Below are 18107 nucleotides of genomic sequence, written 5' to 3' on the forward strand. Positions count from 1 at the left end.
GGTTTTTTAAAATAGCTGTAAGGTAACCGCTTCTTGTGCATTGGAACTGTTCTCCTGAACTTTCTTTTGTTTGGCTCGATGTTTCACGATCCAGGCCTGATAATCCGCAGCTTTTATTGGTGTTGCTAACAACTGGGCTCCAATGTGCATTAAGGTAATACTGTTGTCTGTATGTTGCCTTACTTTTTGCAGTTGGTGCTGAATTTGCTGCTGTAACTTGTTTTTAGGCTTTACCCTAATCAATTTCAGCATTGGGTTAAGTGCTTTTATGGCAAGTTCTTTAGCAAAGTAAGTATTTGCGGCGGTAATTCTGGACTGAATCGTTTGCTGGGCAGCAAAGCCACCTTGTTGGTGCAAAAGCATTACCTGTGCTTGAAACTTGCTGACCAATGGGACCAGCGCCGAAACTGCCGCAATGATTTCGCCAAGCTGCGTTTTAAACAAGGGAATATTGGCCCGGTTAATTTCGGGGTCATGATCTATCAAATTCAACTCATCTATTACCTGATGAAAACGGAAGTGATTAAGGACCAGCTGTATGATGAATTTTTCCTGTGCCTCTACCTTTATTTGGTTTAGCTGCTCCAAATTAAGCGGCTTCATAAAGTTAATCACCTCGTTATTGGACCTTAAGCTATCCTTATTGATTTTAGATTTAAGCACCAATCCATCCAAGGTTCTGACCCTGCTTAACGCCACATAAACCTGCCCTGCAATAAACGATTTTCCGGCATCGATAATGGCATGGTCAAAAGTTAGGCCCTGGCTTTTATGAATGGTCACTGCCCATGCCAGCTTAATGGGATATTGTAAAAACTCACCAACCTGATTTTGGGAAACCTGTTCCTGGTCGTCTAATTTATATTCAAAAGATTGCCACGAACTTTTGGCCAATAACAAATCTTCCTCATCCGTAAAAGAAACGTAAATCTCTCCATTTTCTATGGATTTGATTTTCCCGATCTTGCCGTTATAAAATCTTCTATCTTCTCCGGTATCATTTTTAATGAACATCACTTGCGCCCCAACCTTTAATACAAGCTTTTGCTCTGCCTGCAAGCCCAAGTCTTTGAAATCACCGTTCACTTCTGCATCAAACGTGTGGATTTCACCTTCCAATTCATCCAATTTTTGCTTGTTAATCAGGTTCGCTTCGGCATTGTGCGAAGTGATGATAATGGGGTTGATGTCCCGGTCATCTTTAAACTCGGGATCAAACCGTTGGTTGAGCAGGGCCAAACCTTCGTCATTAATTTGGTTATTCCTGATATCATTCAAGATTTTGATGAAGGTTTCTTCCGTTTGCCTGAACACTTTGGTCAGTTCAATTTGCAATAACGGGCTTTGGCGAACCACCTGCGAATCAAAGAAATAGGGCGACGGATATGCCCTGCTCAAAACCGCCCAATCTTCACGTTTGGTTACTGGCGGAAGTTGGTATAAATCGCCAATTAATAAAAGTTGCAAACCACCAAAAGGACTGCTGTTTTTCCGAACAGCTTGCAGCAAAACGTCAATCATGTCCATCACATCACAACGCACCATCGACACCTCATCAATCACCAACAGTTCCAGTTCATTAAAAAGCTTCCGTTTATCGTTGCCATAACTTAAATCATTTACTACCGAACGGATAGAAACAAAGCCTTCCTGTAAATTTTGCAGGCCAATATCACCTGGAAAAAAAGAACCTGGGGGCAGTTGGAAAAAAGAGTTGATGGTGGTTCCTTTGGCATTCATTGCCGCCACGCCAGTAGGTGCTACAATGGCCATTTTTTTCGAACTCTCTTTTTTGATTCGCTTTAACAAGGTCGTTTTTCCTGTACCCGCCTTACCGGTCAAAAAAATAGATTGATTGGTATATTCAATAAATTCGAAAACTTTATCTGCAATGGGATTTTCAGCCACTAGGTTATCCATAACACAAATCTAGCTAAATTAATTAGCAAGGCGAACATCAAATAATTAACATTTTTAAAAAGATTAAGTTACGCCATATACATCCAAAACATCTGTGTATCTGAGGCTCACCACATTTGTCATAATACGCAAAATACTGTAACAATTAACAAGTCCAAAAGTCTGTAGTGCAATTGTTAAATGATTAACCAAAATTTAAAACAATGACTCAAAAACCTTCAAATGCCTTTATTGCAGCCTCGTGGATTGCATTGGGCGTAGGCATGATTGGCTTTATTATTGGCCTTTGGCGCTCAAACATGCTCCTCAACGAAAAAGGTTATTATTTTGCCGTATTGATGTTTGGTTTGTTTGCCGTAGTTTCCCTGCAAAAGGCAGTAAGAGACAAACTGGAAGGGATTCCCGTAACCGAACTTTACTATGGCATCAGCTGGTTTGCTACCTTGCTCACCATTGCCCTACTCATTATTGGGCTATGGAATGCAGATTTGCTGCCCAGCGAAAAGGGCTTTTATGCCTTTGCTTTTCTACTTGCCTTGTTTGGCGCCATTACGGTACAGAAAAATACCAGAGATGGCCAAATTGCAAAAGGGAAACATCCATTGAATTAAGAAACCACAAATTAATGGAAGCGCTACCGGTAAAAACTTGTAGCGCTTTTTTGTTGTCCAAGAAATGGCTGCTTAGTGTAAAAAGAACACTTAAGTAAAATTTTGATTACCTGCCGCTTAATTAACGTCCATTAAACTACTTTTAGTTAACCAGATATTAAACATATGAAACCATTTAAACTGCTCATCTTTTTGCTATTCCCTTTGCTTGCCACAGCTCAGGGAAAATTTTTCTCCGTTAAAGGCAAAGACATTATTGACCCCGCGGGAAAACCCATCGTATTAAAAGGCACCAACTTAGGGAATTGGTTGGTACCCGAAGGCTACATGTTCAAATTCAAAGATGTATCATCGCCAAGAATGATCAACCAAGTAGTTACCGAACTGATTGGCCCGGACAAAACTGCCGAATTTTGGGAGAAGTACCTGAACAACTACATTACCCAAGCAGATATCCAATACTTAAAACGTAGTGGAATGAACGCTATCCGTATTCCTTTTCATTATAAGATGTTCACTACCGAAAGCTACCTGGGCTCCAATAATCCAAATAGAGGTTTTGAACTTTTAGACAAAGTGATCAAATGGTGTAAAGAGGAAAACTTACCCGTAATTTTAGATATGCACTGTGCTCCTGGCGGGCAAACAGGCGATAATATCGACGATAGCGATGGTTATCCATTTTTGTTTGAAAGCCCAAAAAGCCAGGCACTCACCATTGCCATTTGGAAAAAAATAGCACAACGCTACAAAAATGAACCTGCGGTTTTGGGCTATGATTTATTGAACGAACCTATTGCGCACTATTTCGATACCAAAACCTTAAATGTGCATCTTGAACCTTTATATAAAGCCATTACTGCCGAGGTGAGAAAAGTGGACAAAAACCATATCATCTTTTTAGGTGGCGCACAATGGAACTCTAATTTTAAAGTTTTCGGTGCGCCTTTTGACAGTAAGCTAGTTTACAGTTTCCACAAATATTGGACGGCCACTACGCAAGACGTTATTCAGGAATATCTAGATTTTAGAGACAAATATAACGTGCCCATTCATGTAGGGGAAACAGGAGAAAACAACGACCAGTGGATATTGGAGTTTAGAACTTTAATGGAGAAACACCAAATTAGCTGGCACTTTTGGCCTTATAAAAAGATGGATGCCAAAGCAGGCATTGTCAGTTTCCCTAGACCTGAAAACTACGACCTGATCATTAAATATGCCGACCAAGCCAAAGCAAATTTTGCCGATATTAGAAAGTACGCTCCGAAAGACCGTGCGGCTATTGAAGTGGTTTTAAACCAACTCTTGGAAAATTGCAAGTTTGAAAAGGCTACAACCAATGATGGCTATTTGAAAGGATTGGGGCTGAAAGAAGGCAAGTAATTGAAATTGGTTTCTCTCCTTCAATTCATTATTTAGCAGGAGAGAAACTGCCTTTCAAGATTTGAAAAACGTATTCTTTGTAATTGGTGCCAATAGGAATTTCCCGAGCACCAATTTCAATATCGTTCATGGTAAAGGCAGTAATTTTCTTCTGGTTAACGATATAAGAACGATGAATCCGTAAAAAATGAAAAGGCTTTAACTCCTGTTCCATGTCGCTGATTTTATATTTAGCAGTGATTTGCTGGTTGACACAGTGAATCACGATATAATCTTTTAGGCTTTCTAGATAAAGAATATCTTCCACGTTTAACTTATGAAACTTCCCACCAGCTTTGATGTAAATAGACTGGTTGGTTACGGCTGTAGCTTTTAGCGGCGGTTGCACTTTCGTTGTTCTCAAATACCGATCTATCGCTTTAAAAAAGCGGTCAAAAGTGATCGGCTTCAACAGATAGTCTACAATATCCAAATCATACCCATCTACGGCGTATTCCCTGTAAGCGGTAGTAATAATTACAGCGGGTGGATTTTTAAGCGTCTTCAAAAAATCAATTCCAGTAAGCTGTGGCATTTTAATATCCAAAAACAAAAGGTCTATTGTTTCGGTCCTCAACACCTCTAAGGCTTTAATGGCATTACTACAGGTTGCTACTACCTCAAACAAATCCAGTTTTTCTAAATGGGTTTGAAGCAACTGTATCGCCAAAGGCTCATCATCAACTAAAAGACATCTTACTTTCATCACTCACCTGGACTTTGTTTGTTTTCAAATCAGCTATATTCAGTAAAGTTACAAAGGTACTTTCACTAATGTAAGTTTTAAATTCGTGGTTTTGCGGGTAGATTAATGCCAATTGTTTGCGCACATTTTCGAGGCCAATGCCATCGCTTGGCATTTCTTCATCCTTAGGCACAAAAGAATTATAAACCATAAAAGAGAAATTGCCATTACTCAACGTAAGATGAATAGCAATGGATGGCCGACCAATATCCTCACCAGCACCATGTTTAAAGGCATTTTCTACGATAGACAGCAAAATTAAAGGAGCAATATCCAAATCTTGGTCAATGGAATGAGTGAAATTAACTTCCAAACGCTCATCATACCGCAGTTTTTCGAGGTCGATGTAGTTTTTCAGCAAGGTAATTTCGGTAGATATGGGTACAAATTTGCCCTTGCAACGATAGAGTACGTGGTCCAAAATTTCCGACAGGCCAGCAATAGATTTAGAGGTTACTGGCGAATTGACCAAGGACAACGAATAAATATTGTTAAGGGTGTTGAAGAGAAAATGTGGATTTAACTGCGCTTTTAAGGCATGAAGCTCTGCTTCGGCCTTTTCCTTTTCCAACACCAATGTGCGCTGCTTAATCAAATACCTGTCTTTAACTAATTTGAGGAAGCCAAAAATCCAGGCCAAGGAAAAATTTTGCAGAAAGTAAACCACGATTAACTGCCGAATATCGGTTAGAATTTCCCAAATAGATTCTTGTTCAAAAGGTGGTTTACGAATAATGGGCTCCAGCACATGCACTACCATAATACGGGAAAACGCACTAATCAGATAGCTGCCAACAATGAAATAAATCATAGTCACCAAATAATTATCATCCTTAAGCAGCTTTGGAATAATGAAATAGGCTACAAAATAACAGGCCATCATGTAAAATGCCAAGCAAAAAGCATTATCAATTAAGGCATCCCTAAAGCTCATGCCCTCGGGAACTTGCGGAACAATGAAAACCACCAGCCAGAATATGACATGGCTAGAAACCCGGTAAACCGTGCTATAACGTATCGCTTTGTCTAAAATGGACATTAATCAAATATACCAATCGTATAAATTCAAAAGGTGTTTGTAGACAAATGTTCTAAAAAAACATCCGAATAGGTAAAAATCGTAGACAAAACAGAATCATCTTCCCGTAGAGATTATACAACCACATTTCTATAGTATCTGGCTTTCATTCTCATTTGATATATCCCTGTAACACATCTTTGGAGCATCAAATATCAAAGATGAAGTTTACCAAGATTATTGCATTACTACTGGTTTTATTTAGCACTTTACAAAGTACTGCTCAGGAAACCAAAACCGTTTACCTTAAAGGGAAAGTGCTTGAAAGTGAAACCCAATTGCCTATTGAAGGTGCTGGAATTACCCTGTTAAATCCTGTTGACCAGAAAAAAATAGCTGGTATAGCTACGGATAAAAATGGAGAATTTATCCTGCAAATGGCTAGGGGAAACTACCATATCAAAATTGAGTTTATTTCTTTTAAAGCCATCATCCTGGAGAATAGATTATTGGACAAGGACATGGACCTGGGCAGTTTATCCTTGCAAACTGATGTTAAATTATTAAAAGCTGTAGATGTGATTGGCGAGAAATCATCGGTTTCGCTAGACCTGGATAAAAAAACCTTCAACGTTGGGAAAGACCTTATTTCTAAAGGCGGAAATGCCAACGATATCCTCAACAACGTACCTTCTGTAAATGTTGATGCCAATGGCACCATAAGTTTAAGGGGGAATAGCGGCGTGAGGGTCCTCATCAATGGTAAACCTTCCATGATATCGGCCAACAACGGCTTGGAGCAAATTCCTGCCAGCAGTATTGAGAAAGTAGAAGTAATTACCAACCCTTCGGCCAAATATGAAGCCCAAGGTGGTGCGGGCATTATCAATATTGTACTCAAGAAAAACAGTTTATCTGGTTTAAATGCCTCGGTACAGGCTGGAGTTGGTAGCCCTACCAATTACAATGGCAACGTTAACCTAAGTTTCAAAACAGAAAAATTTAACCTGTTCAGCAATGTAGGTGTTCGTTTTAGAGATTTTGAAATTAAAGAAGATCGATTGCAGACTACCTTGAACAATGGCACAACAAATGTATTGCGCCAAAACAACCTTACGCACAGACGCGACGACTCCTACAACTTTTATATCGGTGGCGATTATTACTTTAATCCTAAAAATACGCTTACAGGGAGTTTTTATCACAGCACCCTCATCCTTAACAACAAAATCAACTACAGTTACAATTATTTCAATGACAATAATACCAACGACAGCACCCTACATCGCTTTGAGCATTACAAGGAGCCTAAAAAATACAATCAGCTTGAGCTGAGCTACGTGAAAACCTTTGATAAAAAGGACAAAAGCTGGACAACGAGTTTGCGTTACGATTTCTGGAATGACGACGAAAATCAAAACATCAGCCAAAAGAAAATGTTTCCTACAGGAACACCAGAAAGCAATCTCATCACCAAAAACATCGAAAGCAGCAACGACATTTATATCCAAAGCGACTATAACACCAAACTAGGTGAGAGCGGAAAATTTGAGACGGGAGTGAGAAGTGATTTGCGAGCCATTAAAAGTGACTATTGGGCTATTTCCAACGGCATTGCCCTACCCCAATACAACAATAAGCTTAATTACGACGAAAATTTGGTAAGCGCTTACGTACAACTGGGACAAAAAATCAACCGATGGAATTACCTTTTGGGATTGAGAACAGAAATGTCTTTCATTGGTATCTCCGACAGGGCTGGCACGTTTGACGACAGCAAACGATACATCGATTTTTTCCCAACCGTTCATTTGACCTACGAACTACAAAAAACCACCGATTTGCAGTTAAGTTACAGTCGTAGAATTAACCGCCCTCAATTTTGGCAGCTAAATCCGTTTGGCGGGCTTTCTGATGCGCGTAACCTTACCGTTGGAAATCCCGACCTAGACCCAACCTACAGCAATTCATTTGAACTGGCTTTGCTAAAAAAGTGGGATAAATTCACCATAACGCCTTCTGTTTACTATGCCCATACCAAAAACTATTTCCAATATGTATTGAAACAAACAGATGATGGCTTTTTCTTAAACACACCCATTAATTTAGATAAGGAGGAAAGATATGGCGTAGAAATTTCTAGCACCTACAACGCATTGAAATGGTGGCGCTTATCACTCAACTTTAACTATTACGGCTTTAAACAGCAAGGGGAATTTGAAGGAAGGCAATATGGTGCCAATAATAAAACTTGGACCAGTCAGTTGAACAGCAAAATAAAACTACCGAAGAATTTGGCCATTGAAACCATCTTTAGCTACAGAGCTAAATTTCAGGATATACAATCTGTTAACAAAGCAGTTTACAGGCTAAACATAGGGTTAAGCAAGGATATTTTAAACGAAAAAATGACCCTGAATTTAGCCGCCAACAACCTACTCAACACGCTTATTGACCGTCGAGAGCTCAACACACCAAGTTATCAATTACAGTCAACCAATTATGGTTTGGGCAGGGTATTTAACGCTACAGTGGTTTATCGTTTCAACCGAAAAAAAGGAGACAAAGACCGATTGCCAGACGAGAATTAGCTAATTAGATAATTGGATAATTAGTGCATTCCGTTGCTGGCCTGTCATTGCCAGCTCGATTGGCAATCGTACATAAACTTAACTATAGCATTATGATTTCCCGCCTACGCGGAAATTACGTTTAGCAAGGCATACCCCTAAAATAAATTCAGGGTGACGGTATATATGGACGCTCCGTCATGCTGAATTTATTTCAGCATCCGCTTTTAGGATGTTTTCATCCTCGTTTCCAAACAACTAAAAAATCTGAAAAGGAATCTCTAACTGTATCTTTTACCTACAGATTCTCCTCTAACGAATAATCCGTACAGGTTATGCTCAGGATCACAAGGTACAAAAACTACCCTTCCATTTCCTTTTTCAGAAACTTACCCGTTAAGCTAATTGGGTTTTCAATCAATCCCTCCGGCGTACCTTCAAAAATGATTTTACCGCCACCAGCACCACCTTCTTCGCCCAAATCAATTACCCAATCGGCTACTTTAACCACGTCCAAATTGTGTTCAATCACCAGCACGGTATTGCCCTTATCAACCAGTTCATTCAGCACACCCAGCAATACGCTAATATCCTCAAAATGCAGTCCCGTAGTAGGCTCATCTAAAATATAGAACGTTTTACCAGTATCTTTTTTAGAAAGTTCCGTGGCTAGTTTCACCCGTTGCGCCTCACCACCCGATAAAGTGGTCGATGCCTGACCCAAACGGATATAACCTAAACCAACATCGTTCAAAGTTTTAATTTTACGATAAATGGAAGGCATGTGTTCAAAGAAATGACAAGCATCCTCAATGCTCATATCCAACACATCACTAATCGATTTTCCTTTATAGCGAACTTCTAAAGTTTCACGATTGTATCTTCTGCCGCCACACTCCTCACAAGGCACCTGCACATCAGGCAAGAAATTCATTTCAATTACCTTCATGCCCGCACCTTGGCAAGTCTCGCAGCGTCCGCCTTTTACATTGAACGAAAAACGCCCCGGTTTGTAGCCTCTAATTTTCGCCTCTGGCAAAGCCACAAACAAATTCCTGATGTCAGAAAAAACGCCTGTATAGGTAGAAGGATTAGAACGAGGGGTACGACCAATAGGTGCCTGGTCAATTTCAATTACCTTATCAATTTCTTTTAAGCCCGTAACCTTCTCGTAAGGCAAAGGTTTTTTCTTCGCTCTAAAAAAGTGATGGTTCAAAATCGGGTACAAGGTTTCAGTAATCAAACTGGATTTACCACTACCCGAAACACCCGTAACGGCAATAAACTTACCTAACGGAAAATCTACCGAAACATCTTTTAAGTTATGTCCAGAAGCTTTGATAATCGACAATTGATGCCCATTACCTTCCCTACGTTTTTTAGGAATTTCAATTCCTTTCTTACCATTCAAATAAGCGGCTGTCAGGGTGTTCGATTTCAGGATTTGCTTAGGTGTTCCCTGGGCCACTACCATACCACCGTGCACGCCCGCCGAAGGACCGATGTCAATCACATGGTCGGCCTCCAAAATCATGTCCTTATCGTGCTCCACCACCAAAACGGTGTTACCCAAATCACGTAAGTTTTTCAGGGCGGTAATGAGCCTTTCGTTATCACGTTGGTGCAAACCAATACTCGGTTCATCCAAAATGTACATTACGTTCATCAGCTGAGAGCCAATTTGCGTAGCCAAACGAATACGTTGTGCCTCACCACCTGAAAGAGTACGCGAAGTGCGGTCTAAAGTCAAATAGTTCAAACCCACATCCAGCAAGAAGCCAATACGAGCCCTAATTTCTTTCAATATTTCTTTGGCAATGGTGTTTTGGCGTTCGCTCAATCTTTCCTCTACCCCATCAAACCATTTGTGTAAATTGTTGATATCCATCTCCGCCAATTCGAAGATGTTTTTTCCATCTACCTTAAAATGCAGGCTTTCCTTTTTCAATCTTGCTCCGTGACAGGCTGGACAAGTTTCCAATCTCCTGAAAGCTTCCATGTCATCGGCTGCGCCCTCACCTCTTTTCTCCTGCTGCTCTTCCAGCAACTTAATGATCCCATCAAAGGTTACTTGGTAGTTTTGTACGTTCCATTTGTTGTAGGCCACTTCCACCGAAATCAAATCAGGGGCACCGTTCAAAATCAAATCAATGGCTTCATCGCCCAATTTTTCCAAAGGGGTAGATAAAGAGAAATTATATTTTTTGGCTAAGGCCTTTAATACTTGAAAAACCCAAATATCACGATACTCACCAAGTGGCAACAAGCCTCCGTTCAAAATGCTCAGCTTCATGTTGGGCATAATAGATTTTTTGTCTACCACAAAAATGTAGCCCAAGCCATCGCAGGTTTCACAAGCGCCATAAGGCGAGTTGAACGAGAAACTATTCGGCTGTGGCTCATCGTAAGAAATACCCGTAGTTGGGCACATCAAAAACTTACTGAAATGCGCTACGTTATTGTCCTTATCGCTAATTTTAATAATCCCTTTACCCAATCGCATAGCCGTTTGAATGCTATCCAACAAACGCTTGTGGTCTTTAGGGTCAATAATCAGTCGGTCAACCACAATTTCAATATCGTGGATTTTGTAACGGTCCACCTGCATTTTGGCTACAATATCTTTGATTTCCCCATCCACACGAACCTTTACATAACCTTGCTTACGGATTTGTTCAAACAATTCACGGTAATGGCCCTTACGCCCTTTTACCACAGGTGCCAATATATTTACGGCAGATTTTTCAAACTTTTTGTAGATGTTCTGCAAAATCTGGTCCTCGCTCATACGCTCCATTTTTTCGCCAGTATTGTACGAAAAAGCTTCGCCCACACGGGCATAAAGCAAACGCATAAAATCGTAAATTTCGGTAATGGTACCTACCGTTGAGCGAGGGTTTTTGCTGGTCGTTTTTTGCTCAATGGCAATTACGGGGCTCAGTCCCGAAACCTTATCTACATCTGGCCGCTCCATACCACCCATAAACTGACGTGAATAGGCACTAAATGTTTCCATGTAGCGGCGCTGTCCCTCGGCATAAATCGTATCAAATGCCAATGATGATTTACCGCTACCACTTAGGCCAGTAACCACCACCATTTTATTCCTTGGGAAACTTACATCGATATTCTTCAGATTGTGCACCCTTGCACCGTATACTTCTACATCCTTTTGCTCACCCAAATCTACATGCTTGTTCGCCATATATTATTCGCTCCGTTTTAAAAAATAGCTTGCAAAATTAACGAAATAAAAGCACAAAAGCTATTGATTTCCAGATAACGGAACAAGGAGATGAGTTGTTTTACAAGGAGATGAGAAGCGCAACGAAAATGCAATCAAAACGGCAGTCCCGCTTTCCCTACAAGTCCGCACTCGCTGCGCTCGCTTGCGGGCTTTCCGTTCAATCGGGGCTATTTTACATAAGCCTGTAAACAAAAACGACGAGCAAAAGATAGGCATTTCAATACCGAAGCCTTTCTTAATTCTTAACTACTTTAGTGGTTGCTACATGTCCGCCGCCACTTAATTTCACCAAGTAAATACCTTTTGGATAAGCAATTAAATCTAACTCTATCTCTGCAGCAGTTGGCAGAAGGTCAAACTGTTGCAATATCTTGCCCTCAACAGTGCTTAGCAATAATTTTTGATATCTACCTGCCGAAAAGCCTACCTTTACCTTGTTTGGAGTTGGATTTGGAGATAATACAATTTCATTCTCTGGTACAATGGCAAAACTTGCTACAACAACTCCAAAATCTTCTTTAATACCATCTGCATCTACAGCCACTAGCTTGTAATAATTATCACCCAAAATAGCATCATTATGCAAATAGCTATAGTACTTACCCGTAGAAGAGTTACCAAGGCTTGATAGCTTAGTAAGCGGTTTGAAATCATCTTTACTACTCCCGTGAAAAAGCTCAAAATAGGAAGAATTTATCTCACTAAGTGTTTGCCAGTTTAAGGTGATGCCATTAGCAACTGCCTTAGCGGCAAAACCATTAAGTTTTACAGGCAATGGATTGGCTAATGTAACAAAAGAAACCTGAGGCCCATATTCTACTGTTCCTGCACCTGCGCCACTTCTTACGTATGCTCTCACGTAATAGGTGGTACTTGGATTTAAGCCTGTCATCATGCGTCCATTGAAAGTTAATGGATAGTACTGAGTGCCATAAGTGTAAGTAGTAGAGAGTTTAGTACTTAAAACTACTGTTGGATTTTGACTAGTACTCCAAACGATACCCACCTCGGTGATCCAATCATTTGTTACCGTAGAAGATACCGTTCCTCCACCGACAGCTGATGTATGGGTAACACTAGAAATAGAAGTTGTAAACACCGTCCTTTTTAAGGCAGCAAAGGAAAAATCATCTCCCACCATCTCAGTTTCTTCGCCTACAAGGGCTCTATCACCAGCAACCAACATTGTGTGCGCATTCGAATTGTAAAAACTTAATTGTAGCGCAATAGCCAATAAAACGGCATAAAAACAAGGTTTCATAATTGAAAAATACAGATTTTTGAGCATCACTTCTTAACGACATATAGGCTCAATACATGCAGCGTCAAAAACCACACATCGTTACACAAATATATGATTTTAAACACTTTAACAAAACTATCATACAAAATCAAAATCCTTTATCTACCCCAATATTTTTTAATTTTTGATCAGTTTTACTACACTACTGCCTCCACTTCCATCGAGCCTTATAAAATAAAGTCCTTTAGCATACCTACTTAAATCAATCTCCTTATAAAAGTCCGTTTTATAAAGCCTAATTATTTCCAATATCTTTCCATCTATTCCAGAAATTGAAACCAATTGATATACACCCTCAGCAAATGTTAGTTTAGTATTTCCAGCTGTTGGATTTGGGTATACACTCACCTCCGTAGCAGAAAGTGCAAAGTTCAATACACGTTCACCCAATCCTGTAGGTTTACCATCCATATCCACCTGTACCAAACGGTAGTAGTTATTACCTTTTAAAGGTTGTTTATCGTAGTAAGTATACGATGCGCCAATTCCTTTGGCACTTACATCATCTAATTTAACAAATTGCTTATCATCGCCACTGCGATAAATTTCAAAGCCTTTGTTGTTCTGTTCCGAAGCGGTTTGCCATGAAAGCTTGGCATAATTACTTTCTATTTTTGCGGTGTAAGTGGTTAACACTACTGGCAACGCGGGCTCTAAGGTAGTTACAACAACCACTTCCGACAGTGCTCCCTGACCTGTAACACTGGCCTTTTCGGCCCTTAAGCGATAATAATAATTAGTAAGTGCAGTTAAGCCGGTAATATCTTTATACAAAGCATTCACTGTAAACGGCGAACCTGCAACAGGTTGTGTAAAGGCATTATCGGTAGCCACATCCAGTACATAATTTTCTACCACTCCTACTGTTGGTGCGGTCCAAGTGGCCCTAAATTGTTTATCGGTAATACCAACAGCCGCAGTGGCCTGTGGCACTACCTGTGCATAGCTCTCTATCCAATTGGAAACATTACCCTGCAATTCAAAATACTTTAAACTACCGTGGTAAGCGTTATTTCCCTGGTCGGTAAGCACATCGCTTTGGCTGTTGTTTGCCTGGTTAAAATTATAGTAAGCTACCAAGGCTGTTGGGTTTGAAATGCTGTTCAACATATCCGTCTTTATTTCGGCTTCTGTTAAAGCTGCACTGTATAGCTTTACCTCGTCAATACTTCCTTTGAAATAAGTATTTTCCAACGCATTTTTACCAATGGTGATGTAATGTGTAGCATCAAGCAATACCGCTTCATCGGTTAAGGTACCGTTACCCACTTCTTTACCATTGGCATAAATTTTATAGCCCGAAGGAGTTACCACGTAAGCGACGTGCAACCAGCGATTAATTGGATAGTTATAATTGGCATCGGCAGTGTTCGTCATCCACGCTGTGCCCTTTCCAATATCGCCATGGATCTTATTTCCTCCTGTTAATTGCATGTCGAAAGTATTATCGCCGCCTTCTCGGGTACTAAAAATATGCATGGCCTTAGTGGCATGTTCGGGTTTCACCCAAGCCATTACCGTAAAATTTCCCTTCACCACCGCAGCTTGAGGCTGCATTACCACATGGTCGTCGCCCCCATCAAAATTCAGGGCATTCCCTGGAGGGCTGAAAGACTGCAATGTAACCGCTGTGGCTGGAGAAAACGCCCCTTGTCCGGTAACACTTTGCTTGTCTGCCGCCACCCTATAATAGTATGTGGCATTCGCCGACAAACCTGTAATGGTTTTCGTTTGTGCAGCCAACATAAAAGGCGAACCTGCTACAGGCGTGGTAAATTCAGCATCAGCGGCTACCTCTAACACATAACCATTATCTACAATCCCCAATTGAGGGTACCTCCAACGAGCTTCGAAAGACGATGAGGACAAACTGATGGGCACTGCCGCTTCTGGCAATACCATGGCATAGCTCTCCACCCAGTTGCTATTGTTTCCATTTAAATCAAAGCCACTCAACACCCCATTTCGAGCATTGGCTCCCTGGTCTTCCAATATTGTTTTTGCGGCGTTATTTAGGGAAGGGGCGCCTTCATCAAAATTATAATGTGCTTCTAAATTAAGCGGCAAGGTAGTTGCAGCATTCAGCATTTCTCCATTGATTTCTGCTGCGCTCAATGCTTTATTGTAAATCCTCACTTCATCCATATCCCCTTTGAAATAGGTATTTTCTGTTCCGCTAAAACCCAATTGCAACAGATGATTAGCATCCATTAACAAGGGAGTGCCCGAAAAAAAACCACTTTGCTTAAGGCTGCCGTTCACATAAATTTGATAGCCTGTAGCAGATACCGCATAAGCAATGTGCATCCATCTGCCCACACTATAATCATAAGTTACATCGGCCGTGTTGCTCAACCAGGCATTGGCAGACCCTATATTGGCATGAATGATGTTACCCTGCTTCAATTGCAGATCAAAACCGTAGCCCCCTGCGGTTTTGGTGCTCAACACATGCATGGTTTTGGTAAAATCTGTAGGGCGTACCCAAGCCTGCACGGTAAATGCGCCCAACACTGTATGGTTGCTATTAAAGGTAATTTTATCGTCTACACCATCAAAATTCAACGCCGCAACAAGTTCTTGGATTTCATAAGCACCCATATCAATGCCTGCACCAAGCACTCTTTTGTTGCCGCCCAAATCTCTGGTAACCGTAGAGATATTAGGTATTTCGGCATTACCATAGTAACTTGTACTGCCTGCATCAATGGCTGGGCTGCCGCTCCTCAACTGATAATTGCCATTGGCATCCTTAAATTGTGGATCGGCTGCCATATTACCCGTTCCTAAAAAACCTCCCTGCACCAAACTATGTTCCACTGTAGTAGCTCCCGGGTCGCCAATCCCGCTATTATTACCCCATATAATGGAATTACGAATCTTGCTCGACGAGTTGCTGTAATGAAAAATGCCACCCCCAGCGTCAGCGGTATTTTTAGTAATGGTCACATTGGTTAAAACAGGTATGCTGGTATAGCCATTATAAATCGCTCCACCTTCTAAACCCGTGTTGTTAGCAAACAATACGTTGGTTAAAGTGGGCGACGACTCTTCATTACAAAGGCCACCACCTGAATTAAATACTTTTACGGCATGATTATCCGTAATATTAACATTGATAAAAGTTGCATTAGAACCACCCTTATTATAAATCCCACCACCAGAGTATCCTGTATTTCCGTCTATGATCACATTTTTTATCACAGGGAACGAGGTATAATTTACCATTCCACCGCCCAAGCTAGTTGCGTTATGTCCAGTGGCTAAATTTCGGGCTATGGTTACATTTTCAATGAGTGGTGAAGAAGATCGGTTACATATACCGCCCCCGCCCACATAAGCAGAATTACCGATGATTTGCAGGTTACTTAATCGTGGCGAAGACTCAGTACAATTTACCCCGCCACCATTCCCCGTGTAAACCGACACCCCGTTTACCGTGATATACTCTGTAAATCCAAATCTCACGGCATTACCACCAGAAATGGTAAAGCCATCAAGTAATGCTGTCCCCACATTCCCGGCACTAACTACCACGTGATAGGCGTTATCGGTCATATTTTGCATGCTTAAACCTTTACCTTTACCCGTCAATATATCATTTCCCTGAAAATCGCCGCTGAGTGTAGTCTTATTTGCTTTAATAGTTAAATCTCTTTGTGACAAAAACTGTTCGACGCCAGCAAAACCGCCATAAACCTCTACATCTGCTTTCAACAAAAAGGCATTATCATGGTCGTTGACGGTGATGTTATTGACATCATTTGCTCTCCTATTGGGTACATAAATACCTTTTGCCACCCATACCATATCATATGCAGATGAATTGTTGATCATGAGCTGCAAATCGTCTGAAGCGTTTGCCCACGACGAACCATCTTTATTGCCAGCACCATTTTGGGTAACATAACGAGTGGTTGGGCTAACCCTGTTGATAGATAAAGTATAGATTCTACTTGCTGAACCATCTGTTACTTTAATTTCGAGAATATTAACTCCGAAGTTTAAGGGAATGATAGGCGATAAAATTCCACTGGTGAGTGCACTAAAGCTTCCGCCATTCACTTTCATTTCTATGACTGAGCTAACATTGGGCTGTGTCGCCAATAGCCGAAAATCTGCATTGGCCGTGATGGCAGTGTAGGTAAATTGACTAGCACTAAAAACTGGAGAGAAATTAATATTATTGATGGAAAGTGCATTTAAATAATCAAACGCTAAAGCAGTGGTCACTTTTGTAACGGCACTATAAGCTCCTTTTTGCGCAATGCCCGTATTTTTTTGGGCTGATACCCGATAATAATAATCTGTTCCCGATAAAAGTCCGGTAATATTTTGCGATGTTCCTGTAACGGTAAAGGGTGAGCCGGCAATAGGGCTATTAAAGCTCGAATTAGTGGCTACTTCTAACGTGTACTGTTCGGCAACACCATTGGCCGGCGCTTGCCAGTTGAGCGTAAAGCCTGAACTGGATACATTGCTTGGCAATGATAGGCCAGGAACAACCATCGCATAACTTTCTGCCCAATTACTTGTCGTTCCTGTAAGCGCAAAATTAGTAAGGGTTCCGTCGTAGCCATTCCCACTTAAATCGGTTAAAATAGTCGCCGATTGGTTAAAATCATAATGTGCCACCAAACTTGCAGGTACAGCAACAGCGCTGCTCATCATTTCGGTAGCCACCTCTAAATCGCTTAAAGCACTGCTAAACAACTTTACTTCATCAATATTCCCTTGGAAATAAGTAGCCTCGCTGGCATTTTTCCCGATGACGATTCGATGCGTATTATTTAACAGCAATGGCGTTCCGCTTAGAGGACTAGTCACCATCAAATTACCGTTCACATAAATTTTATATGCGGTTGGTGTAATCACATACGCCACATGCAGCCATTTTCCTACGGCATAACTGTAATTGGCATCTGCCGAAGTGGTAAGAAAAGAAGTTCCATTTCCAATATCACCATGCACCTTATTGCCGCCCGTGAGCTGCATATCAAAACCAAACTCGGCAGGTTCCCTAGAACTAAAAATGTGCATAGCTTTAGTGGTGTTCTCGGGCTTTACCCAAGCCATTACCGTAAAGTTCCCTTTAATTTCTACATTTTTGGTGGGCACCGTAACATAGTCGTTAACACCATCAAAATGTAGGGATGTTCCTTGCGCTTGAAGCGCCGTATTGAAAAATAAAATCCATAGGAGCACACATGCTGTTTTGCAATAGTTATTAAGGCGATACATGATTAAGTTTTTAGTTTGCAAGCTGTT

Annotated in this window: 9 protein-coding genes; 3 read left to right on the forward strand and 6 right to left on the reverse strand. The window is 40.9% G+C overall.

What is annotated here, in order from left to right; translation table 11 throughout:
- Positions 1-6: 6 nt before the first annotated feature.
- Complete coding sequence (locus DUT71_RS08450; RefSeq protein ID WP_113662083.1) at positions 7-1920, reverse strand: ATP-dependent DNA helicase; 1914 nt, start codon at positions 1918-1920, stop codon at positions 7-9.
- A gap of 203 nt (positions 1921-2123) precedes the next feature.
- Between DUT71_RS08450 and yiaA the strand changes: the two genes are divergently transcribed.
- Positions 2124-2531 carry an inner membrane protein YiaA gene (gene yiaA, locus DUT71_RS08455; RefSeq protein ID WP_113662084.1) on the forward strand — a complete coding sequence of 136 codons (408 nt, stop codon included), beginning with the start codon at positions 2124-2126 and terminating at the stop codon, positions 2529-2531.
- 165 nt (positions 2532-2696) lie between these two features.
- Complete coding sequence (locus DUT71_RS08460; RefSeq protein ID WP_113662085.1) at positions 2697-3917, forward strand: glycoside hydrolase family 5 protein; 1221 nt, start codon at positions 2697-2699, stop codon at positions 3915-3917.
- A gap of 28 nt (positions 3918-3945) precedes the next feature.
- On the opposite strand, the gene DUT71_RS08465 is transcribed toward DUT71_RS08460, so the two are convergent.
- Together DUT71_RS08465 and DUT71_RS08470 are read right to left on the reverse strand one after the other, a co-directional pair.
- A complete protein-coding gene (locus DUT71_RS08465) occupies positions 3946-4662 on the reverse strand; it encodes a LytR/AlgR family response regulator transcription factor (protein WP_113662086.1) in 717 nt (238 codons plus the stop codon).
- Positions 4637-5740, reverse strand: coding sequence for a sensor histidine kinase (locus DUT71_RS08470; RefSeq protein WP_113662087.1), 1104 nt, complete (start codon positions 5738-5740; stop codon positions 4637-4639). The genes DUT71_RS08465 and DUT71_RS08470 overlap by 26 nt, the downstream gene beginning before the upstream one ends.
- A 200-nt stretch (positions 5741-5940) precedes the next feature.
- Between DUT71_RS08470 and DUT71_RS08475 the strand changes: the two genes are divergently transcribed.
- Positions 5941-8310, forward strand: a complete 2370-nt coding sequence (locus tag DUT71_RS08475) for an outer membrane beta-barrel family protein (protein WP_113662088.1) — start codon at positions 5941-5943, stop codon at positions 8308-8310.
- A gap of 340 nt (positions 8311-8650) precedes the next feature.
- Here the strand turns inward: DUT71_RS08475 and uvrA are convergent, their stop codons facing one another.
- The 3 genes from uvrA to DUT71_RS08490 all read right to left on the reverse strand — a co-directional run bounded on the left by uvrA (position 8651) and on the right by DUT71_RS08490 (position 18080).
- Positions 8651-11494: an excinuclease ABC subunit UvrA gene (uvrA, locus tag DUT71_RS08480; RefSeq protein WP_113662089.1), complete on the reverse strand. Its 2844-nt coding sequence runs from the start codon at positions 11492-11494 to the stop codon at positions 8651-8653.
- Positions 11495-11771: 277 nt separating this feature from the next.
- On the reverse strand, positions 11772-12824 hold the full coding sequence (locus tag DUT71_RS08485) for a T9SS type A sorting domain-containing protein (RefSeq protein WP_113662090.1): 1053 nt from the start codon (positions 12822-12824) through the stop codon (positions 11772-11774).
- A gap of 132 nt (positions 12825-12956) precedes the next feature.
- Complete coding sequence (locus tag DUT71_RS08490) at positions 12957-18080, reverse strand: LamG-like jellyroll fold domain-containing protein (RefSeq protein ID WP_162795984.1); 5124 nt, start codon at positions 18078-18080, stop codon at positions 12957-12959.
- Positions 18081-18107 lie beyond the last annotated feature (27 nt).

Source organism: Pedobacter nanyangensis (genome assembly GCF_003313505.1).
Taxonomy (GTDB): Bacteria; Bacteroidota; Bacteroidia; order Sphingobacteriales; family Sphingobacteriaceae; genus Pedobacter; species Pedobacter nanyangensis.